At 39.4% G+C, this 22,456-nt stretch carries 15 protein-coding genes; 11 read left to right on the top strand and 4 right to left on the bottom strand.

Translation table 11 applies throughout. The features are described from left to right. The first annotated feature begins 33 nt into the window (after positions 1-33). The gene (locus tag V6259_RS12000; RefSeq protein ID WP_341584692.1) at positions 34-1,575 is read left to right on the top strand and encodes a sensor domain-containing diguanylate cyclase; all 1,542 of its coding nucleotides are present in this window, start codon (positions 34-36) and stop codon (positions 1,573-1,575) included. Between the two features lie 99 nt (positions 1,576-1,674). Here the strand turns inward: V6259_RS12000 and V6259_RS11995 are convergent, their stop codons facing one another. Together V6259_RS11995 and V6259_RS11990 are read right to left on the bottom strand one after the other, a co-directional pair. Beyond that, the gene (locus V6259_RS11995) at positions 1,675-2,301 is read right to left on the bottom strand and encodes a putative quinol monooxygenase (RefSeq protein ID WP_341584691.1); all 627 of its coding nucleotides are present in this window, start codon (positions 2,299-2,301) and stop codon (positions 1,675-1,677) included. A gap of 61 nt (positions 2,302-2,362) precedes the next feature. Beyond that, positions 2,363-3,376, bottom strand: a complete 1,014-nt coding sequence (locus V6259_RS11990) for a zinc-binding alcohol dehydrogenase family protein (protein WP_341584690.1) — start codon at positions 3,374-3,376, stop codon at positions 2,363-2,365. Between the two features lie 196 nt (positions 3,377-3,572). On the opposite strand from V6259_RS11990, the gene V6259_RS11985 reads away from it, so the two are divergent. After that, on the top strand, positions 3,573-4,487 hold the full coding sequence (locus V6259_RS11985; RefSeq protein ID WP_341584689.1) for a LysR family transcriptional regulator: 915 nt from the start codon (positions 3,573-3,575) through the stop codon (positions 4,485-4,487). Positions 4,488-4,717: 230 nt separating this feature from the next. Here the strand turns inward: V6259_RS11985 and V6259_RS11980 are convergent, their stop codons facing one another. Beyond that, positions 4,718-6,442 carry a SulP family inorganic anion transporter gene (locus V6259_RS11980; RefSeq protein WP_341584688.1) on the bottom strand — a complete coding sequence of 575 codons (1,725 nt, stop codon included), beginning with the start codon at positions 6,440-6,442 and terminating at the stop codon, positions 4,718-4,720. A 314-nt stretch (positions 6,443-6,756) separates the two neighbouring features. On the opposite strand from V6259_RS11980, the gene V6259_RS11975 reads away from it, so the two are divergent. The 9 genes from V6259_RS11975 (at position 6,757) to V6259_RS11935 (ending at position 20,354) form a co-directional block, all read left to right on the top strand. Continuing rightward, a complete protein-coding gene (locus tag V6259_RS11975) occupies positions 6,757-7,488 on the top strand; it encodes a FadR/GntR family transcriptional regulator (RefSeq protein ID WP_341584687.1) in 732 nt (243 codons plus the stop codon). Positions 7,489-7,916: 428 nt separating this feature from the next. Beyond that, positions 7,917-9,062 (top strand): mandelate racemase/muconate lactonizing enzyme family protein, encoded by a 1,146-nt coding sequence (locus tag V6259_RS11970; protein ID WP_341584686.1) that lies wholly within the window; start codon positions 7,917-7,919, stop codon positions 9,060-9,062. A 266-nt stretch (positions 9,063-9,328) separates the two neighbouring features. Beyond that, positions 9,329-10,864: a sulfatase family protein gene (locus V6259_RS11965; RefSeq protein WP_341584685.1), complete on the top strand. Its 1,536-nt coding sequence runs from the start codon at positions 9,329-9,331 to the stop codon at positions 10,862-10,864. A 154-nt stretch (positions 10,865-11,018) separates the two neighbouring features. Continuing rightward, entirely contained in the window at positions 11,019-12,569 is a 1,551-nt protein-coding gene (locus V6259_RS11960) for an MFS transporter (RefSeq protein ID WP_341584684.1), read from the top strand. A 29-nt stretch (positions 12,570-12,598) separates the two neighbouring features. Then, on the top strand, positions 12,599-14,149 hold the full coding sequence (locus V6259_RS11955; RefSeq protein WP_341584683.1) for a sulfatase-like hydrolase/transferase: 1,551 nt from the start codon (positions 12,599-12,601) through the stop codon (positions 14,147-14,149). Positions 14,150-14,255: 106 nt separating this feature from the next. Then, a complete protein-coding gene (locus V6259_RS11950) occupies positions 14,256-15,380 on the top strand; it encodes a porin (RefSeq protein ID WP_341584682.1) in 1,125 nt (374 codons plus the stop codon). A gap of 734 nt (positions 15,381-16,114) precedes the next feature. Further along, positions 16,115-17,665, top strand: a complete 1,551-nt coding sequence (locus tag V6259_RS11945; protein WP_341584681.1) for an MFS transporter — start codon at positions 16,115-16,117, stop codon at positions 17,663-17,665. A gap of 234 nt (positions 17,666-17,899) precedes the next feature. Further along, complete coding sequence (locus tag V6259_RS11940; RefSeq protein WP_341584680.1) at positions 17,900-19,321, top strand: aldehyde dehydrogenase family protein; 1,422 nt, start codon at positions 17,900-17,902, stop codon at positions 19,319-19,321. 64 nt (positions 19,322-19,385) lie between these two features. Next, positions 19,386-20,354 carry a hypothetical protein gene (locus tag V6259_RS11935; RefSeq protein WP_341584679.1) on the top strand — a complete coding sequence of 323 codons (969 nt, stop codon included), beginning with the start codon at positions 19,386-19,388 and terminating at the stop codon, positions 20,352-20,354. 135 nt (positions 20,355-20,489) lie between these two features. On the opposite strand, the gene V6259_RS11930 is transcribed toward V6259_RS11935, so the two are convergent. Further along, a complete protein-coding gene (locus V6259_RS11930; protein WP_341584678.1) occupies positions 20,490-22,385 on the bottom strand; it encodes a glycoside hydrolase family 127 protein in 1,896 nt (631 codons plus the stop codon). Between the last annotated feature and the right edge of the window lie 71 nt (positions 22,386-22,456).

The raw sequence follows: 22,456 nt of genomic DNA, 5'->3' as shown, positions 1-22,456 counted from the left end.
AAAAAGCGATTGAGTACTTTAAAAAGAAATTTTTTGAAATTAAATCGTTTGATTTTATTTTTAGCCATCACCGCCACAATACTTACTTTTTTAAACAGCTTCTATTCAAACTATGAAGTACAAAAAGAACAGCTTATATCTCAGGCGATAGAAGTAAATAGAGCTTATGCACATAAGTTGTCTGACACGACAGAAGTATTTCTCGCAGCATCGCGTCAGCAGTTAACCTATGCCGCAAATGAAGTTCGCAATAAAATGGATGATGCCGCTGTGCTGAAACATGCCGCGAATCGACTGAAATATCAAACAAACAGTTTTAACTCTGTTGTTATTAGTGATTCGACAGGTTTGGCTCAAGCCGTGTCACCAGAAACAATCAATTTACTTGGAAAACGTCTAAAATCAGTAGGCAGTTTAGAGGCGCTCAAAAAAAGAAAAGCTCTTATTAGTAAGCCTTATCTCTCTACAATCAATAATTTATTGGTTTTTATCTCTGCTCCTATTGTTGATGATCAGAATAATTACCGAGGCTTTTTAGGGGGAACTATTTACCTTAGAAGTCCAAATATTCTGAGCCAGATTTTAGGTGAACATTATTACAAAAACGGTTCTTATATTTATGTAATAGATAAACAAAAAGAAATTTTATATCATCCGGATCAAGCCAGAATTGGTACCTTTGTTCAGAATAATAATGGTATTGATGAAATTATCGCCAATAATGAAGGTGGGATATCGTTACGAAATAGTAAAGGTATTGATATGTTGGCTGGGTACGCTGTTGTTCCTAGCACCGATTGGATTATTATTACTCAAAGTCCTTTGCAATCTACTTTGCTCCCTCTTAACGGCATTATGGAAAAAGTCATTTTAAAAACATTACCACTGGGTATTATTGTTTTTCTTTTTATATGGTGGTTTGCTCGTGCAATTTCGTATCCTCTTAAACAACTTGCGGAAAAGGCCAAATCACTGGATAGTCCTACTGTAAGTGACGAAATTGAGCACATTAACTCTTGGTATGTTGAGAGTTTAAGCCTCAAAAAGGCGATATTAAGCGGAGTTAAATTGCTGCAAAATCAAATAGGACAACTTAGACTTGATGCAGATACCGACCCTCTTACTGGTGCGAATAACCGTCGTGGTTTTCAAATGAGGCTTGAAGAGTTGGCGGCACAGGGTACAACGTTTTCTTTATTATCCTTAGATATTGATTTTTTCAAAAAAGTGAATGACACCTTTGGCCATAATGTGGGTGACGAAGTGCTTAAGCAGCAAATCCAAATCATGAACCGCTTCTCACGAGAACAAGATATGGTGGCCAGAACAGGCGGAGAGGAGTTTGTTTTACTGCTCAAAGAAACCTCGAAAGACGATGCCTTACTAGTGGCAGAACGCCTAAGAACAGCGATTGCCGAAGAAGTATTTGATGTGGTTGGTCATATCACTGTATCGATTGGGGTTGCGTCATGGTTGGATCATTCTACACCGGTTAAAAAAGTGTTGTTGTCAGTAGATGACGCGCTTTACGAAGCCAAAAAACAAGGCCGTAACCGTTGCGTAATGGGAAAATAACGAGTCATTGAAAGACGATAAAAAAGGGTGTGACCTGAGAGGTTCACACCCTTTTTTTGCTTAGCGAATGGCGTCTTAGCTTATTCGGCCGTGCCGTCGTTATGCAATTTGAGTGACGAAGTTCATATACTGTTCCATGTCACCGATGACACCTTCTTCCATTAATGCGCCGGTGATTTTGGCGTAAGGCTGATGGAAGTGAATGTCCCAAACGTCGGACTCTTTACGCCAATGTTCGTACACTACCAAGGTTTGATCGTCGTTATCTATGGTATACAAATCAAATAACAAGTTGCCATCTTCTTGGCGCGTGTGGGTGATGTGTTCTTTAAATTGTGCAACAAAACGAGCTTGCATACCGGCTTTGATTTTAAAGATGAAGATAATGTTAAACAAAGGGTCCTCTTTAGCGGCCGGTTTTAGGGCAATAGGCGCAGGTTGCGTATCGCTTAAATCAATAAACTCAGCAGGCTCTGCAAGGGCGCTGTCAAAGAGTGCCAGCATACGCTGAGTATAAACTTGCGTTGCGTGAGAGGCGAACGCCGCATCGTCTAACCAACGCTCATAAACAAAGAATAGATTAGGGTTTGTATTGTCCACATAAAGGCGCATTTCAAGACAACCGGCTTCGCTTTCTGTGCCTTTTTTGTTGTCTAATAAGGCATTTTTAAATGCATCAGAATGATCGGGTTTAACGTTGAATTTAATGATTTTAGTGATAGCCATGATCTTGTTCCTTGCTGTCATAAAGAGAAATAATAATGAGAGGTGAGTTGAAGAAAGGGGCTTAGAAGCCCGCTAACACCGTCTTACCTCGTGCTTGACCGGTTTCAATTCGAGCGTGTACCTTGCGTAAGTTTTGAGCGTTTATTTTGCCTGCGATCTCCGTCAAGGTAGTGCGGATTTTGCCCGCATCTACTAGGGCAGCGACTTGGTTTAATAGTTTGCCTTGCTCATCCATGTCAGCTGTTTCAAATAAGGCACGGGTGAACATCAACTCAAAGTGGATGGAAACGGCTTTCATGACAAAAGGGCGGCTTTCAAACGGTTCCAGTTCATCGGTAACACTAAAGCGTCCTTGTGGGGCAATTAATTCAGCAATATCAGGCAAGTGTTTGTGAGTTTGATTGGTTGAAAAAACAAATCCTGGTGCGCCCAATCCTAATGCTTCTATTTGTGGCGCAAGAGGTTGACGATGATTGATCACATAGTGAGCGCCAAGTTCACGGACCCAGGCTTCAGTTTCTGGTCGCGATGCAGTCGCAATAATCGTCATATCCGTCATAGCACGAAGTAATTGAATGGCGATCGAACCAACACCACCTGCGCCACCAATAATCAGAATAAGTTTGCTGCCTTGTACGGTTGGGCGGTTAACATCCAAACGATCAAATAATGCTTCCCAAGCGGTGAGTGTTGTCAGTGGCAATGCGGCGGCTTCGGGGTGAGTCAAGCTAGATGGTTTGTTACCCACAATACGCTCATCCACAAGGTGGAATTCACTGTTGGTGCCAGGGCGAGCTACTGAGCCAGAATAATATACTTCCTCACCGACGCTAAAGTGACTGACATCAGGCCCAACCGCTTCTACAACACCAGAAGCGTCAAAGCCTAACACGCCCCAGCTGTCGGCTGGTGGTGGAACCATGGCGCGTATTTTTGTGTCTGCTGGGTTAACGGACACGGCATGGATTTTAACGAGCAAGTCTTTTCCTGTTGCGCTGGGCTTGTCTAGTGTGATATCGACTAATGAGGTTTCTAGATCAATACTTGAAGGTGTTTGGTATCCAATGGCTTTCATCTTGATGCTCCTGTTCGCTTAGCGTTGATAATTTACGATAAAGGGGGAAACCTAGCGTGCGTTTCTGCCTGCTGTTTCAATGGTATCTATCGTATTATTAATTTTTTAATAGATCATCGGGCTAAAACAACAATAATTATCCCGTATTTTGGGATAGTATAGATTTACATAAAACGTTGAAAATCTTGGGGGCGTGATGAATTTAGATTTAAAAAGTGTGGCGTTGTTTATGCGTGTCGCCACCTTAGGCGCCATTGGCCGAGCGGGCGTCGAGTTTGATTTATCGCCAACCAATGCCAGTCAGCGGATTCAGGCGTTGGAGGTAGAATTGGGCGTTAAGCTGTTTCATCGAACGACACGGGCGGTGAGTTTAACCCACGATGGTCAGGTGTTTATTGAGCACGCAAAACGTATTTTAGATGACATCGAAGAAACCCGTAATGTCTTTAAAGGGGACGCTGAAAAAGTCCAAGGCACATTAAGAATTGCTGTCGCGGCATCGTTTGGTCGCTTGTATGTGGTGCCTTTTGTGCCTGAGTTGTTACGCCTTTATCCCAAGTTGCAGTTAGACATTGATTTCAGCGATAAGCGCGTTGATATTGTCGAGCAAGGTTTTGATGTGGCGTTTCGGATCGGTCAGCTAGAGTCCTCTAGTCTGTTGGCACGAAGCATAGATGATAGTCCGATGGTATTGGTCGCTTCACCTGAGTACATTGCGCGAGCTGGGCAGCCGGAGAGTGTCGAGAGCTTAGCGCAGCATGCGTGCATTCCTTTTGAGCGATCGAATGTGTGGCAATTTAAAGACAGCCAAGGTGATTTGCATGATGTAGCGGTATCCGGCCCAGTGAGCATTAATTGGGGTGATGCCATTGGCGAATTGGTCGAAGCCGGCGTTGGTATTGGCTTGGCGGCGTTGTGGCATGTGGGTCCCGCCTTGAGAGAAGGTCGGGTAGTGCAGGTTTTGCCGGATTATACTGTGTGGCCACAAAGAAAAATTTGGGCCGTTAGACCCCCAGGGCGCCTTACCCCTGTGCGTGTGAAAGTATTTTTGGATTTTATGGAGCAACGTATCAAAGAGGTTAATCGTCAGCGTTATGGTGATTTTCTTTAGCCCCTGCTTGTTGCTAAAGGATTGAGTGTGGGGGATATAGAAACGAATTTTTTCGAAAAGCGAATGGAAAAACACCAATGGTAAGCTTGGTAATCTATAAGCCGATTATTCATTAAATAGACGTATAACGCGCTGATTTAATGAACACCGCTGATTATTATTTGCTGCAAGCTAACGCAAAGTTAGTCTTGTGGCGGTAATGACTCAGCGGTATTTTTGTTAGGCCTTTTCTATACTTGGCAACCCTCTAAGGCCTTAATCGCCTGATGCTGAGTCAAAAAGACTTCTCCGTTTAACTCTTTAAGTAGCTGAGTGTCTTTTAGCTTGTCCATTACCGGCCCTTTTACCTCAGATAAGTGCAACTGCACGCCGGCATCCGCCAAACGGGTAAAGATCTTCTCTAGGCTTTGTAATGCACTGGCGTCAATCATATTGACCGCGGTGCACATCAAGATTAAGTGTTTCACCTCTTTGTTTTCAGACACCACTTGCTGTAAACGCTCTTCAAGAATGCGGGCATTGGCAAAAAATAAATTCTCATCGATTCGAATCGTCAACAGGCTTTGATGGGTTTCGACGGTAAAGCGTTGTACGTTACGAAAGTGTTCGGTCCCCGGAACACGACCAACAATGGCAATGTGTGGGTGACTGGTATGCCAAAGGAAAAACAGTAAAGACAAACAAACACCTACGATTAAGCCAGTTTCCATACCTTCTGTTAACACAGCAAAAAAAGTAATCAATAATAGAATCGCTTCTTTTTTAGAAAAACGCCAAAGATGACGTAAATCCTGGACGCTGATTAATTTCATCATAGAAATAGAAATAATCGACGCTAAAATGGCTTTAGGCAAATAGAAGAATAATGGTGTTAAAAATAACAGCGTCAGAAAGATAAGCGCCGCGGTAATAATGCCCGTCATCGGACTTGTCGCGCCAGATTCAGCATTAAGAACTGTCCGCGAAAATCCTCCAGTAACAGGGAATGCGCCACTTAAGGCAGAGCCTATATTAGCAAGTCCTAGGCCTGTTAGTTCTTGGTTAGGATCAATGTCTTGTCGATGTTTAGCGGCATAGGTTTGTGCGACAGAGACTGAGCCAACAAAACCAACAATGCTGATTAAAATAGTACTCGGTATTAATTCTTTTACCATTGCTAGGGTGACGTTGCCCAGTTGAATTTTAGGGAGTGTCGTAGGCACTGCGCCTATAATACTCACCCCCATTTTATCTAATGAAAAAATAGCGACAGCGATGGTCGCAAAGGCGACAACAAAGACAGGGCCTGATTTGCCTATTAGTTTAACCGTATGTTTTGAGCAACCAATTTTGGTTAAAAATGATGAAAAATGGCTGCGCATGAGAAGCAAAGATCCAATAGAGATAATGCTAAGTATGAGTGTTGGTGAGTTTGTTTCATTTAAATGACTATATAGACTAGTGACTAGAGGGATAAGGGTATCTCCTTCTGATTCAATGCCTAACAAATATTTGAATTGTCCTATTATTACAATTAAAGCGGTGGCACTAATGAAGCCAGAAATAACGGGGTGGCTCATTAGGTTGGTAAGAAAGCCTAATCGAAACAAGCTCAACACTAATAAAAGCATACCAGACATGAGTGCCAGTAAGATGGCGATTGTTGCGTAATGCTCAGAGCCCGAGACTGCAAAAGGCATTATCGCAGAGGCAGTCATAACGGACGTGAGAGCGACGGGTCCAACAGCCAGTGTTCGGCTAGTACCAAAAAGAGAATATAAAATTGAAGGCAAGATGCTCGCGTATAGGCCAGTAATAGCAGGTAAGCCGGCTAACATTGCATAAGCAAGACTTTGTGGTATTACCATGATGGTGAAAATTAAGCTGGCTGCTGTGTCGTTTTGTAAATCACCCAAAGAATATGTTTTGAGCCACTTCCATGCGGGGATGATGCGTTCGAATGTCATTTTTTTCATCAAAAAACTCATTAGTAGGTTGGTTTATTAAAATTGCTTCGTTAGAAAGGGTATTAGTGTTGCGATTAGATTGGTAATAAGCTTATTACCTAATGATATGATTGTTGTTTTGGTGAGTAAAGGTCCACGTAAGCACTGATGACCTAATTAGTCTATTATGAGAGTTAAAAGAATTCTTTTTATCTCCTTTAAAATTAATATTTTTTGACTAAATACTGACTCTAGAGCTGTGTTTTCATAAAAAATCCATGGCGTTTAATGGTAAAATAAGTTATTTATTGACGGTGTAAACATCATATGTTTGAATGTGAATTATGAGCGAATTAATATATTACGATTTAAAACAAGCAGCAGGCATGGCCCCGAGTTTATCTACTCAGGTGGCTCGAGAGTTAGGTCGCCGTATTGTTGCTGGTACTTATGAATCTGGTAGTTTGATTGATGATGAGACAGCGCTAACAAAACGTTACCAGGTGAGTAAGGTTGTCATTCGAGACGCGGTTAAAATCTTGGTCAGCAAAGGGTTGTTGGATGTTCGTCGTGGTATAGGCACGAAAGTGCGATCACGAAATCATTGGGTAATCTGGGATGATGATGTATTGGCATGGCATCTGTCTGCGCCACCAAATAAAGATTTTCTTCGTCAATTGATGGATATTCGCTTGGCATTTGAGCCTAAGGCGGCTCGTTGGGCGGCTGAACGTGCGACAGAAGAAGATATCGTTGAAATCGATAAAGCTTGTTTTCGTATGGAGAATGAAAATGGGTCGGTAGAAGACTATATTGTTGCTGATGCTTTGTTTCATCGCACTGTCTTGCTTGCTGCTCGCAATGAGTTTTTAAAGGCGATGGAAGGTGTTATTTATTCTGCTTTATTGGTTAGTATTCGTATTACCAATAGAGATCCTAGAAATAATGCAGACTCTATCCCGTTTCATCGAGCTGTCTATAATGCCATTGCTTCACGCGATGGGGATTTGGCTGAAAGCCTTACCCAAGAATTATTAAGTGATGCAAGGCATCGATTATCAGAAAAAGTCACTTAAGGCGCCTTTCGTTTCACTGCGAATAGCTTGTAAGTTTTTATGCTTAAGGTCATGCTTGGCAGCTGCATTTCTCATGAGATGCCTGCTTGCATGATTATGGTTTCTTTCTAGGTGAATTTTTCTAGGGTTGAGCTTATTAGAATTTTTCTCAGCCACATTTTCTTTTCTTGTGCATAGCCTTTTTAGTATGGATTCTCGTTTATATAAAATTAGGTTGTTGCCACCTTTCCGCTAAGTCTCTGCTTACAAATAACTCTCAAACCGTTTAATTCAGCTGTATTTTAGACATATGAATTGCCACGCTCAAACATCATATGTTATAAACATATGATGTTAAATTTGTGTAAATATACCGCTACTTTTGTATTGTATCTCGATACAAAGTCTTGAGTTTTTTTTAGCCAGTTCCTTGGTCAAGGTTAGATTTTATGAAAATTATTGATGTGATCCCCCATGCCATTTCGGTTCCCTTAGATGAACCTTTTTATTTTTCTCAAGGCTGGGTAAAACAGCGAAGTTCGCTTATTGTTGAAATTATCACCGATGAAGGTGTCACAGGTTGGGGTGAGTCTCTTTGTCACGGTTTACAGCCACCACACATCGCTGCGGCTTTTATTGAGCAGGTATTTAAACCTATTCTGCTTGGTCGTAGTCCATTCGATGTAGAGGTGCTATGGGAAGAAATGTATAACACGACGCGCCCTTATGGTCAGGGCGGCTCAGCGGTTAATGCTATTAGTGGTGTTGATATTGCTCTTTGGGATGTGATGGGGAGGGCGCTTAATAAGCCTATTCACTCTTTAATTGGTGGTGCTTTTCGTACTGAAGTAACGCCTTACGCTACTGGTTTTTACCGCACAGAAAGCGGTATCTATCCTGAAGATTCTGTTAAAGAAGCGCATCGCTATGTCAATGCGGGTTTTGAAGCGTTCAAGCTTAAGATTGGTTTTGGCATCGAAGAAGACGTTGCGATTATTAAAGCAATTAGAAATGCAGTTGGCGATAAAGTAAAAATTATGGCTGACGCAAATGGTGCCTATAATGCGGCTCAGGCTCGTCGTCTTATCAAGGCTACGGAAGATTTGAATCTTTATTTTCTTGAAGAGCTATTGCCACCTGAAGATATTAAGGGTTACCAGCAAATTAAAAATCTTTCGGGAGCGTATATTGCCGCAGGTGAGCAGGTATTTGGAAAAATGGGTTTTCAACCTTGGCTGGAGGCTCGTGCTTTAGATATTATTCAGCCTGATTTGTGTTCATCTGGCGGTATTACAGAGTGTAAGAAAATTGCAGCTATGGCCCAATCGAATCAAACGATGATGATTCCGCATGTGTGGGGGTCAGGAATCGGTATTGCCGCATCTTTACAGTTTATCGCCTCTATCCCTTCTTCGCCTCTCTCCTTGAATCCAACGCATCCAATGTTGGAGTTTGATCAGTCTTCCCACCCATTTCGTAAGGATTTGATCTTTGATGGCATTAGTATGGTGAATGGTAAGGTCCAGATTCCTACCAAACCAGGTATTGGCATTGACGTAAATAGATCAATTATTGACGAATATAAAATCAATTGATTATTTGGATAAAGCATATCAAGTGATTGGTGTGTTTTTGAGTTAAACATATTGATAATATAAACATCATATGTTTAAATTTTGATATGAATTGTTACGTTTTGTCTTTTTCGAGTAAAAGTTTGTTTCTTCGAATAAGAGTTTGGCTTGTTCAATAGTAGTTGGCAGTCAGCTGAAATGTAGCGAACGAGATGCTGGCATTAGCTCTACTGGATAAAGTATGTTTTTACTTTTCAGTACTAATATCAAGTAATTAGGATGTATTTATGAAGCAAAACATTATCATTTTCCATACAGACCAACAAAGATTTGATAGTTTGGGTTGTAATGGCAGTCAGTATGCTAGAACGACAAATATTGATGCTCTAGCGGCAGAAGGGTGTAACTTTACTCGTCATATATCTACGAACCCTGCTTGTATGCCATCTCGAGCGAGTTTGATGACAGGGCTTTATGTTCCAGGGCATGGCGTATCATCAAATGGCATTCCTTTGTGGCGTAGAGATAATGGTTGTGAAGATAAAAACAATCAAATTAGCCAGAGATTATTTGGTGTCAATGTAAAAGATAGAATTCCAACTATTGCCGATATGTTAAGCGGTAAAGGTTATGACACAGCGCTGTTTGGTAAAATTCACTTAGAGCCACACCTTGCTGACCCATCTTATGATTTTTATGAATCTTATAGTGCTTGGGAACAAGAAAATATTCTAGATGATAAAAAACCGTATTATGGTTTCAAAACGAAAAAAATAATTCTAGGTCATGGTGAGCAGCCTTGTGGCTATAATCGTGGTCATTATGGGCGTTGGTTAAATGAGAACCACCCTGAGTGGGTTAAGAAAGTCACTCCAGGCGAAGATATCAATACTAAGGAAGGTTCTATAGCCGATGATATTTATGTGTCTGAATTACCTGCCAAGCTGCATAACACAATGTGGTTGGCAGATGAGGTTTGTGAATTCCTAGAAGGAAAGCAAGCCAAAGACAGTGATGAGCCTAACTTTATATTTGTCGGCTATCCTGATCCGCATCACCCATTTACACCGCCAAAAGAAATTGCAGACGAGTTCTCAGATATTCCTCTGCCTGATTTTACCAAAAAGTCTGATATTCAAGGTAAAAAGCCGAAAGCAGTAATGCAGGCCATTGAAAATTTCAATGCAGATCCTGTAGATCTTGCAAATGCTTATCGACATACAGCAGCCTCTATAAAATTAATTGACAACTCCATTGGGCAAATTGTTGATAAATTAAAAGAGCTTAATATTTACGACGATACTCTTATTATATTTACATCAGACCACGGTGATTTTATGGGTGATTTGGATATGATATGTAAATACGATATGGCTTTTAATAATCTCTTGCATTTACCTTTTATAGTTAAGCCTTCCGCTAATATGAAAGCCTTACCCAAAACATGTCAAACTCCTATGAGTAATGCAGATGTTTTGCCTACTATTTTCAATTTTATTGGTGAAGAAGTAGAAACTCATGTTCAAGGTATCAACATTTTCGGCGAAAACGCAGAAAACAATACGCCTATGGTGACTTGTTATACCGCTCGAGAAGCCAATCGAAACATTGCAATATACGATGAAAAATATCGATATTCTTATTACTTAGATACGCATGAGGAAGAGCTTTATGATCATGATTCTGATCCTAAAGAGCTTATCAATCTAGCAGATATTGGAGATGAAAATCATAAGGAAATATGTAAAAAATTAAAAGATCTTTTGTTTAAAAAACATATTGATACCCATATAGGAATATTTAATCATTATGGCCTTTGGTGATATGTGAATAATTTTAAGTTAATAACAGTTGTTGTTTTATTGTTAATGATGGCTGTTATTAATTAAAAGTAAAGTTAATAAAATATTTAATCGAATCGAGCACAACCCTTAATCGGTTTGAAATATAATAAATTATAAAAATAAGATGGATGATATGACTACAAAAGAATCAAATGCATTAAAGTATGTATTAATTTTAGTTCTCGGGGGCTTGGTTTTCGGTATCGATGCCGGCGTAATATCGGGGACAGTGAAGTTTATAAAGGCGCAGTTTGAATTAGATAGTCTTCAAATAGGTACTGTAGTTAGTGCGCCAGCACTAGGTGCGATTATTGCATTGCTTTTCAGTGGGAAAGTGGCTCATGCAATTGGTCGAAAGAAAGCCATGATAATTGTTGGTTTCCTATATTTGATTTCTGCAATAGGTACTACTTTTGCTCCTAACTATGAAATTCTTATAATCGCAAGATTGATCGGTGGTTTAGGTTTTTGTTCGATCACGATTACGACCATGTATTTAGGAGAAATTACGCCTGCAAATATACGTGGACGATCAGTGACAATAAACCAAGTAGCAATGGGTTTAGGCTTTTTCATTGTGGCTGCGTTTAACTACTTCTTAGTGTCATATGCGTTATCTCATTACCCATCTATTAATGAAAATAATATTTGGCGTTATATGTTCTCCGTACAAATTCCAGTTGTTGCAGTTTGGATTTTCTTGTTAACAAAACTTCCAGAATCACCTCGCTGGTTAATGATTAAAGGTTACGATAAAGAGTGTTGTGACGTTCTTTCATTAGTTAACGAAAAAGAAGAAATGTTAATAGTGGCAGATGAAATTAGGGAGAATGTGAGAAAAAATGACTGTAACCTTCCTTATGGACAACAGTTTAAACTGCTATTCACTCCAAGAATGAGAACAGTATTAATCATTGGTACTATTCTCGCCATCGCTCAACCTTTGGTTGGTATGGGGGCTATTTCTTATTACACACCTACCATTTTCGAACAGACAGGCTTAAGTCAAAATAATGCATTTTTACAAACAGCAATAGTTGGTTTGTTTTGTGTGTTCTGTGCGGTCGTTTCAGCCATGTTAGTTGAGAAAGTTGGACGCAGACCTATTTTGATCTTTGGTTTAACCATTGTTGTCTTGTCGCATGCTGTTATTTCATATTCATTTAAAAATGCAACATATGAAGTGACTGCTAAAAGTTTAGCTTCGATTTCTCACGTCGTTGATACGGCACCTTTATTGGAAGAAGTCGGACATGTGTATAAATCAGATGTTAAATTTAAAAACATGTTGATTTCCAAATACTCCAAACGAGATATCGACTTACACGAAAATGTATTTATGAGGGCGTTTGCGAATGTAAATATTTGGGCTGTTCTTATTTCGATATTCGCTGTTAAAGGTGCTTTCTTCCTATCGATAGGGCCTCTAATGTGGGTGGTCTATTCTGAGATCATGCCTAATGAGACGCGGACCCTTACAATCACCACTTTCTCTTTACTTCACAGTACGGTTGGTTTCTTTGTCCAAAAATTATTCCCTTGGGAGTTGGCTAACCTTGGATCATCAATGACCTTCTTTATATTTGGTGCTTGTAGTCTCGTCGGATTATTGTGTTTGATTTTCTTATTGCCAGAAACCAAAGGCAAATCAATTGAAAAAATTGAAGAACTTTTAGTTAAGTAATAATTAATACTAATAATTGAGAGAATTATATGAATATTTTTATGATTATCTGTGATGAATTGAGAGCGGATGCATTAGGCTATGCTGGTAATCCTGTGGTAAAAACTCCCCATATGGATAGCTTGTCTGAAGACTCAGTGACATTTACTAATTCATACTGTAATACACCGATGTGTATCCCTTCGCGAGTCAGTCTCGCGACGGGGAGATACGCACCTAGTCATGGTGCGTTAGACAACTTATTAAAGCCGTTTGAAGATGAAGTGTCTTTTTACAGTATTCTTAAAGATCATTCATATAGAACATTTAACCATGGGAAATGGCACACTAATGTTGAGCCAAATAAATTTGGCATTGATCACTCAGATAATGGTTTAGGTGATTTATCTATTCCAGAAAAATATGTTAGTTGTTTTGGCGTTTCAGACAAGGGTGTTAGAGCGGCAACAGAATATAAGAAAAATGATGGTGATATATCATTGATCATTCATGGTAAAAGACCTTCAAATAAAGATGACACTTTAGATACTGTTGTGGTTAATAATTATCTGGCCGATGTTGATAGTATTGATCCTGACGGTGGTCCTGTTTTTGCTCGACTTTCCATTATGGACCCTCATACTCCCTATTTCCCATCTGAGCCTTATGCGTCAATGTATGATCCAGAAGCTATGGATATACCAGATAGCTTCATGCATTCATTAGATGATAAGCCTGTTTTGCAGCGATATTTCTATAAATCCAGAGGTTTTGACAAACTTACTGAATCAGATTATAGAAAGTCAAAATCCTCATATTACGGTTTAGTCACACATGTTGACGATAGAATAGGGCGTGTCATTGCGCATCTTAAGGAAAAGGGGTTATACGATGATAGCCTGATTATCTTTACCTCTGATCATGGCACCATGATGGGAGAGCATGGTTTTGTTGAAAAATGGGGTCACATGTATGAAGAGGTCCTTAAAACACCGCTTCTTATTAAATTCCCACAACAAAAACACGCGGGTAAAAAGTTAAGTAGCTTTGTCGAATCTGTTGATGTTATGCCAACGATATTAGATTGTTTAAATATTGCTATCCCTACTAATGTTCAGGGTAAAAGTCTTTTGCCTTATATTGAAGGGACGGAAGAGAATCATAAAGAAGCAATATACGCACAGTATTTTTGTGGATCATTGCAAAATGAACCTGCTTTTGCTACTAGAGATAAAGAATGGAAGCTGTCTAGCTATCCTGAAGGTAATAAATTAGAAGATTATTTATTCATGGATCATGGTCTGAAAATGAGTGATTTCTTTTGCTCAGAAGAAGTCTATGGTGAGTTGTACGATTTAAAAAATGATCCTAATGAAATGAATAACCTTTTCAATGATCCCAATTACGAAGCAGTAAGAAATAAATACCTTACTAGATTGTCTAATTGGAAATCGTCTTTAGGGATCGTTGCCGATACTGAGACAAAAACATCAGAAAATAATTTAGGTGCATATTCGTTTATTCAAGGAACTAATATGCTTAGAGCTCAAGAAATGTTTAATAAAGAAGGTATGAAGGACACCCTCAAAAAGAAAAAGTAATACCCATTAATATAATTACATCTGAAGTTAGGGTTAAATGGATCAGCCTGATCCATTTAGCTCAATCTAACCTATAAAAATAAATTCAATCGGTAGGATAGTTTCAATGAAAAAGATATTTTTAGCACTTGCGGTCCCCGCGATGAGCGTTATGCTGTCTACAGCAAATGCATCTGAAATATATAAAGCAGATGGTACTAGTTTAGATATCCATGGTTATCTACAATCTGTTTTATATCACGGAGGTCAGTCGACGTATAAAAAAGTTGATGGTATTAACTCAACCGGAAATTTGAGTATGTACAGTCATTTTGGAATATTCGGTGAAACTCGCGTTAATGATAAAGTCAGCGTGTTTTCTGATTCCAATTGGAATGTGGCGTCTCAAACTAGCGATGGCTCTAGGTTTTATCCTCTACGAATATACTTAGGAGCTGATTTTGGCGACAATGGAGTCGTTACAGTTGGCCAATTATATAATCCTATTTATACCGCTATTGTTAGACCCACAGATCTCTTTGATCAATGGCCAAAAGAAGCACAACTTAATATCTTGGGCCATAGTAATCAATCTAGTCAAATAGATTACGCGACAAAAGTTGGTCGCTTTGATCTTGAAACAAGCGTTCAATTCCGAAATAAGGACGGTGTTAACATTGGTGGCATTCAAAAAGGCACCGTGCTAGATAATGCCTATACTGGTGCTCTAGTATACCATACAAGAATAGGTTTGAATCTTCGTGCCGCTTACGCTCGTCAGAATTTTGGTAGTACGGTTAATAAACAAACAGGTGCCGTAATTCCTACAACGGCAACAACACTGGGCATGTCGGATGGCAAAGTAGATACTTATGGTTTAGGTGCTAATTATAGTCATCGTAAGCTTTATTTAGCGTTTGCATATCTAGGGTCTACAACAGATACAGGGCAAGCAACGAAAAATAAACTGCATATCAATTCTTATGATTTAGTCGGCTCTTATAATCTTGATCAATATCAGCTGTATACAGGCTATGCCATCCAACATCGTAATGGCAATGAAATTCCTAAAGCATACACGCCAATCAGATGTTTTAAAGTTGGTGTTAAATACGCGATCACATCTAATTCTATGGCTTGGCTTGAATATAGTGGTAATCATGGTGATGTAGATCAAAATCATGCTTTTGATGACTATACGATGGGTTATGGCAAAAATGAAGTTTCTTTGAGTGCAAAATACGTATTGTAATTAACTTAATTATATTTCATTTCAATCTCCAGCCTGAAGCTTATAAATAGAAAACGAGATACTTGTATTTCGTTTTCTATTTACTAGTTAGATTCAATGAATAATAGAATAAGTAAGTAGTCTTAGTCTTATGTAATTAATCAAATGACGTCGTAATTGGCTTGCGTTAATCCCCGTCTATCGTATCTATCTATAGAGCCCAGGTAAGGGCTTTTTTAAGCTATTAACGTTTTTCTGTAATATGAAGAAAGGAGGCGTGAAGAGCTACAGCATCATCTGAACGTCAATCCTTTCTTAATTTTTTATGCTAAAGCAGAGCATCTGTTGGCGGGGTAGGGTGCTACCGGCTTCGTCTACTTAGGCTTTTGACTGCTTGGTGACGTAGTAAAGGAAAGAACGGCGATAATCCAGGGTAAACATGTTGATTATATAAACATCATATGTTTAACTTTGATTAGTGTTGATGGCCTTATTGAAGCAGTAAGCTTCACTATTTGGTTGGTTGACTCGAAAATCGAAGGTGAGTGGCTGTAAAACAATAATTCGATTAAATAGGGTGTATGAAGCTAGCTAGGATGACTCAGCTAGTCGCATTCAGGTAAATGGCTTAATTGAGATTTACCTCACCATTTTGGTTGTATTATGTTCGGAAAATATTGAATCAGTAGTCGTTCGTTAATATAGATTCAACCTGAAAGGTTGAAAATATCATAAATTAAAATAAGACTTTTAATATGATTAATTACAATAATAAATTGTTCAAATTCATGCTCATCATAGTGATGAGTGGGCTTGTATTCGGTATTGATGCTGGTTTGGTGTCAGGTACTATAAAATTTATTAAAGCAGAATTTGGTTTGAGCAGCTTGCAAGTTGGCACCGTGGTGAGTGCTCCGGCATTTGGTGCGATTATCGCATTGCTCTTTAGTGGCAGTCTGGTGGATCGACTGGGCAGAAAGAAAATGATGGTGATCATCGGTATCTTTTATATGATATCTGCCGTTCTTTCGACCTTTGCAACCAGCTATATGATGCTGGTGCTTGCTCGTATGTTAGGCGGAATGGCTTTCTGCTGCCTAAGTATCGCCGCGATGTACATTGGTGAACTAGCGCCTAGTGATAAGCGTGGCCGTTATGTTGCTTCCAATCAAGTTATGATGGGTGTTGGTTTTTTCTTAGCCTATTTATTTAACTATGTTTGTATATTGTTATTAAACGAAAATTCAATATTTTTCAGTACAGAAAATATCTGGAGAACCATGTTTGCTACTGAAATACCGGTAGTAACAATATGGATTTTATTGTTGTATTTCATTCCAGAGTCTCCTCGTTGGTTAATGAAAAAAGGTCGTGATCAAGAGGCCCTTCAAGTTATTTCTCAAGTGAATCCACCAGAAAATGTGGATCTCATTGTTGCAGAGATTAAAGAAAACTTAGTGAGCGTTGAAAGTAATATCTCTGTTGCTGCTCAGTTGAAAATCATGTTTTCAACACGCATGAGAAAAATACTTATTATTGGTATCGGTTTAGGTGTGGTTCAGTCTTTCAGTGGTATGGGAGCAATCTCTTATTACTCTCCAATGATCTTTGAACAGGTAGGTCTGGGACAAGACAGTGCATTTTTTCAAACAACGTTACTTGGCTTTATTAGTATCGTATTTTCATTAATCGCGATGTCTTTAGTTGATAAGCATGGCCGAAAATTGATTCTAGTGGTTGGGCTTTTGGCTATTTGTTTGAGTCATCTAAGCATATGGTACGGGTTCGATCACGCGAAGTACGATATTACAGAAGCTGGAATGACAAAAATAGAAAACGTCATTGATGTAACGCCTCTAAAAAATGATATCGGCAAGCATTTCACTACTGATAAATCTTTTAAAGAATTTATTCATAGTAAGTATGATGAAAAAGATGTCACGTTACATGAGGGTGCCATTATTAATGCATTCATTACGTTGAATTCTACGTTGATTGTCGCGGCTATTTTTATCTTTAAAGCGGCATTCTTCTTCTCAATAGGGCCTATGATGTGGGTTGTCTTATCTGAGATTACGCCGAATGTTATTCGTTCTGTTGCCATTCCTACGTTCGGTTTGATTGCGAGTTTGACGGCATTCTTTGTACAGAAATTCTTTCCTTGGCAGTTAAGTACATTTGGTGCAGCCGATACCTTTTTGATTTATGGGGTATGCAGTTTCTTAGGGGTGATATTGGTTATATTTATATTGCCAGAAACTAAGAATAAATCGATTGAAGAAATCGAGCGCCATTTAACAAGCTGATCATGTAAGTAAGCGAATATTGCTTAGAGACTTAAAAAGAGCCAGCTTCTTCCGAGAGTTGGCTCTTTTGTCAAAGAAATACGCTAGAAGTCACTACGGAAATTGTGTTTTCTGAGGGTTAGGTGCCCCCTTTATTTTTAATAGGTAATGGGGATGATTTTTAAAAGTTCATGTTTTGCATGTAAATATGCTTTTTATTAAATATGTATTATCCAGGTAGTAAAAGGATCTAAAATGAATGCAACACAAATGTACATTGATGGCGAATTAGTAACGTCATCAGAAAAATTTAAGGTTAATAATCCTGCAACTGAAGCCTTAGTTGACACGATTTCAGTCGCAAATAAAGACATTGCTCAGCTTGCACTGGAGTCGGCTCAAAGTGCTAAAAAATCATGGGGTATGTCATCGGTTGAAACGCGTACAAAATGGATGCTCATGCTGCGTGACGAACTTGCGCTTCATGAAGAGGAGTTACGCAAGGCCATTCAGCTTGAAACCGGAAAACCTTGGCAAGCAACACAAGAAGATTATCAATTACTTATTGATAGTCTTGAGTTCTACGCTGAAGAGATAAAGCGCTATACTGTGCCAACGTTAAACGATGTAGAAAAGACTCATCGTCATACTTTGACACACAAGCCTGTAGGGGTTGTTGTTGCTTATTTATCATGGAACTTTCCATTACTTAATCTAGGTTATAAATTGGGACCTGCGCTAGCATCCGGTTGTCCAATTATTCTTAAGCCTTCACTAAAGGCGCCTTTATCGGCTTATCTTGTTGGTGCAATTTGCCACAAAATTGGCCTTCCTAAAGGTGTTGTTAACATCATTGCAGGCGATGATGCAGAAGTTGGCAATTACTTGTCGGGCTCTTCAATTCCTTCAATGTTAACTTTGATTGGTTCGATCAATACCGGTGTAAAAATAATGCAGGCTGGTGCGACAACGATTAAGCGCTATTCAATGGAACTAGGAGGTAATACTCCTTATATCGTGTTGGATGATGCGGATCTGGACAAGGCCGCTGAGATTCTGGTCGCATTAAAGTATGGTAATAGTGGTCAAATCTGCGTGGCGCCGAACCGTGTATTTGTTCATAGTAAAGTTAAAGACGCTTTTATCGATAAAGTTTTGGCACTAACGAAAACAATGAAATTGGGTTTTGGGAGTGATGAATCGATTACGATGGGGCCGGTCATTGATAAAGGATCTCGTCAGCGTATTCATCAGCTTGTAACGGCATCAGTAGAGCAGGGTGCTAAAATACTGACAGGTGGTGAATTTGATGCTTCAGAAGTGGGCTCATTCTATCCACCAACCGTATTAACGGGTGTGACTCCTGACATGTTGATCTACCAAGAAGAGATATTTGGTCCTGTAATCTCTATTATTGATTTTAACGATGATGAAGAAGTCCTGGGGTTAGCAAACGATACTGACACTGGCCTAGCGTCTTATGTATTTACTGAGAATCAAACTAAAGCGAATTTCTTTGCTGAGTTTTTAGAGTTTGGTGAGGTTCAGATTAATGGTATTAAGTATGCTATTAATTTGCCGCATGTAGGAATTAAGCAATCAGGTATTGGCTGTGATTGTTCGCGATATGCACTAGACGATTATTTTGCATTGACGCGCATTTCACAAGCGCTATAAAAGCAGCTCAGAGCAGATTTTAAAAAAGGAAGCATTTGCTTCCTTTTTCTTTGGTGGATAGAAAATGAAAACGATATTTTATACTGGAACATTCAAAGGTATTGATTCAATTGTATTGGAAAATGATAATTTACGTCTGGAATGGCTGCCAAGTTATGGTGCTAAATTGGCGTCATTACTCCTCAAAAGTAATAATCAGCAACATGAATTATTATATCAATCCCCTCTGGAAAAATTAATCACACCTAATTACGGTGATTTATTCTCTAACTATGATTCTAGTGGATTTGATGAATGTTTCCCAAGCATTGATCCTTGTACATTAACGATCAAAGACGGTAAAAGTGTGCGAACTCTTGCTGTTCCTGATCATGGTGAAGTGTGGGCAATGCCATGGGAATACAGCCAGATAGATGAATCGACACTAGAGTTCACAGTGAGCAGCAATGAGCTTGGCTACACTTTGGTGAAAACGATAAATTTACAAGCCAATGGGGTAAATTGTCATTATGTTTTAACGCTTAGTGAGCAAACGCCTTCACTACCTTTTCTATGGACGCCACACGCGCTTTTTAACTACGATGAAGATACGCGCTTAATCATTCCGAATAGAATGGATCGTGTTATCAATGTGTGTCCTGAAGGTGGTTTTTTAGGTCGTTATGGAGAGGTTCATAGCTATCCAGAAACAGAAAAAGCGTCGAATGGTCATCTTGATTTAAGTATCTTTGAGCGTTGCAACGAAGCGTCATGTGAAAAGTTTTATTTCGAAGAAATGCTAAATACAGAAGATGTATTTGGATTTGAAAACAGAGCTTATAAGGTTTTGTTATCTGTAGATGAAAAGGTTAGTCCTTACTTGGGTATTTGGAAGAATCAAGGTGCTTGTGGTGAACATCATAACTTTGCTCTTGAGCCTTGTTCTGGGATTTATGATTCAGTAGAGGGCGCGGTGGAAAATAAAACCTGTGCAATCGCAACCAATCTTAAGCCGACTCATTGGGACTTTAATATTAATATAGTAGGGAAATGATTTTTCGATTTTTTAGTCGTGTTTAATACTGACTAATAGCGAATTATTGGCTAAAGCCGTATAGCTCAAAATCAGAAATTCTATTCAGTAAAAATGACTGAGGAGGCGAGAGTCGCCTCCTCAGTCATTGCTTCTTTATGTACGAGGGAACCAAATACTCATATCTTGTTCTTCACGGTTTGCCCATGAAAAATACGGTATCATTCTTACTTTTACTTCATTATCCAGATCATCTTTAACTTTATAATAAAGTGTGTCTTCTGAAGGTCGAACCTTCATCGTGGTTTCAAGACCGACCATCTGGTAAGGAAGATCATCGATGGTTGTTTCGGTGAATTTTGCATTGATAGGCATTGTAAGATCATCAATGGTGTATTCATCGCTGATATCTGTACCTTCTAGACAATACACAATAGGACCGCGTTTTACCGCAACCATGCCATTACTTTGTTCTAATAGTGGGTTAGCACCATAAAGCTCTACTTTCATAGGCAGAATAATGGACAGCGTTTCACCTTTAGTAACCAGTTTGGTGTGCATTCCAGCGGCGATAGCTTGCCCATTTAATGTGGCTTCACTGCACCAAGCAGGTATGCGGAAAGTAAGTTCCATTCCCTCTTGAGGAGCGTCGTCAATGTTAATAACGACTGAGTCGCTCCAAGGGTAATTCGTTACCATACTGACTTCTGCAGCACTGCCGTTAGCCAGTGTTGTTTTAATATCACAACCCGCAAATAAGTTGATCGCGATACCCTTGTCATTTTTCGAATAGATGAACTTAGGCATCCCAGTATACGTTCTTAGTAATTGCGGTGGGCAACACCAGCAATCAAAAGTAAAGAAGCGTTTATTTGGCACATGGGAGAATTGCTCAAATGTTGGTTCAATGTGATTGCATTTTCTGTGTGCTGCTGGATTTGAATAGAAGTAACTCTTCATATCTAGGCTTGAGCCTGAAATGCCAGAGTTAAACATGATTGTTTCAAACCAGTCGCCATATTCAGCTTCATTGGTTACTTGCAGCATGCGTTTAGCCCACATCGCGCCGGCAATATTGGCACATGTTTCATTATAAGCGACACGATGCGGTAAATTGTATTCTGACGCAAACGATTCAAAAACCCGATCGCCTCGATCAGATATGCCAACATATTGTGGGCCAATAGCGCCAGTAATGTAGATGCGGCGTTTTATTAAATCTTTCCAAATTCGAGTGGATGCATTTAATAGAGCCTCTTCACCTGTGTGAGAGTATACGTCTGTTGCACCAGCGTACAAATACGCGCCTGTTACCGCGTGTCCAACCGCTTGAGTTTCTTCTCGAAGTGGGACTCGGTTTTGTGAGCAATCTTTACCTGAATGAGTGTCACTGTTTGCTTCTAACTTGCGACCGCGCATAGAGACAAAAAGATTGGCTAATTCTAAATATTTTTCTTCTTTACTGATTCGGTATAAATCGATTAATCCCATGATTTGGCTAGGATTGAATCCAAAGTTGGCAAGTTCATAGGGCTCATCAGAGAACAGGTTCCACAGGTAATCTGCATTGCGAAGTGCAACTTTAAGCAGGCGATCATCGCCAGTGGCTTCAAAGTGTACGCAACCTAATGTGTGCAAATGTCCCATGTTGTATAGCTCATGAGTTTCTATATCAACCCAGCGCTCACGGTCTGTTAAAAGAGTTTGAGTTCCTAAATATCCATCTTCCTCTTGTGACGCTTCAATCCATGGGATGTATTTGTTAACCAGCTCTAAAATTTCAGCATCTTTTGTTGTGGCGTATTGATTTAGACAGCCTTCGAGAAACTTGTAACAGTCACCGTCTGACCAGAAGTTCATGTAGAACTCGCCTTCAATTTCACCTGCGGCAATACCGAAGTTGAGCAAGCGAGCTGCATTTTCTTCATTTAGTAATGCGGATTCAAGGTTATGGATAATATCCATATAGTTTTCAACACGGCTTGCCCAAAAGCCTTGTGTTAACTTTGCTTCACCTGTTTTTATTGTTGAGAATTGTGCAAAATTTTTCATGATCATTACTCGATTTTATTTACCATTAGCTGTGATTTTATATGTCTTAAGCATTATTTTGAGCTTAATAG

The organism is Marinomonas sp. TI.3.20 (assembly GCF_038155025.1).
GTDB lineage: Bacteria > Pseudomonadota > Gammaproteobacteria > Pseudomonadales > Marinomonadaceae > Marinomonas > Marinomonas flavescens.
The sequence above is the reverse complement of the archived record's forward strand: the minus strand, read 5'-3'. Positions and strand labels throughout refer to the sequence as shown.

Coding starts and splice junctions, on each gene's coding strand:
- V6259_RS11995 (WP_341584691.1), bottom strand. CDS start 2,301: ATGGCTATCACTAAAATCATTAAATTCAACGTTAAACCCGATCATTCT.
- V6259_RS11990 (WP_341584690.1), bottom strand. CDS start 3,376: ATGAAAGCCATTGGATACCAAACACCTTCAAGTATTGATCTAGAAACC.
- V6259_RS11985 (WP_341584689.1), top strand. CDS start 3,573: ATGAATTTAGATTTAAAAAGTGTGGCGTTGTTTATGCGTGTCGCCACC.
- V6259_RS11980 (WP_341584688.1), bottom strand. CDS start 6,442: ATGAAAAAAATGACATTCGAACGCATCATCCCCGCATGGAAGTGGCTC.
- V6259_RS11975 (WP_341584687.1), top strand. CDS start 6,757: ATGAGCGAATTAATATATTACGATTTAAAACAAGCAGCAGGCATGGCC.
- V6259_RS11970 (WP_341584686.1), top strand. CDS start 7,917: ATGAAAATTATTGATGTGATCCCCCATGCCATTTCGGTTCCCTTAGAT.
- V6259_RS11965 (WP_341584685.1), top strand. CDS start 9,329: ATGAAGCAAAACATTATCATTTTCCATACAGACCAACAAAGATTTGAT.
- V6259_RS11960 (WP_341584684.1), top strand. CDS start 11,019: ATGACTACAAAAGAATCAAATGCATTAAAGTATGTATTAATTTTAGTT.
- V6259_RS11955 (WP_341584683.1), top strand. CDS start 12,599: ATGAATATTTTTATGATTATCTGTGATGAATTGAGAGCGGATGCATTA.
- V6259_RS11950 (WP_341584682.1), top strand. CDS start 14,256: ATGAAAAAGATATTTTTAGCACTTGCGGTCCCCGCGATGAGCGTTATG.
- V6259_RS11945 (WP_341584681.1), top strand. CDS start 16,115: ATGATTAATTACAATAATAAATTGTTCAAATTCATGCTCATCATAGTG.
- V6259_RS11940 (WP_341584680.1), top strand. CDS start 17,900: ATGAATGCAACACAAATGTACATTGATGGCGAATTAGTAACGTCATCA.
- V6259_RS11935 (WP_341584679.1), top strand. CDS start 19,386: ATGAAAACGATATTTTATACTGGAACATTCAAAGGTATTGATTCAATT.
- V6259_RS11930 (WP_341584678.1), bottom strand. CDS start 22,385: ATGAAAAATTTTGCACAATTCTCAACAATAAAAACAGGTGAAGCAAAG.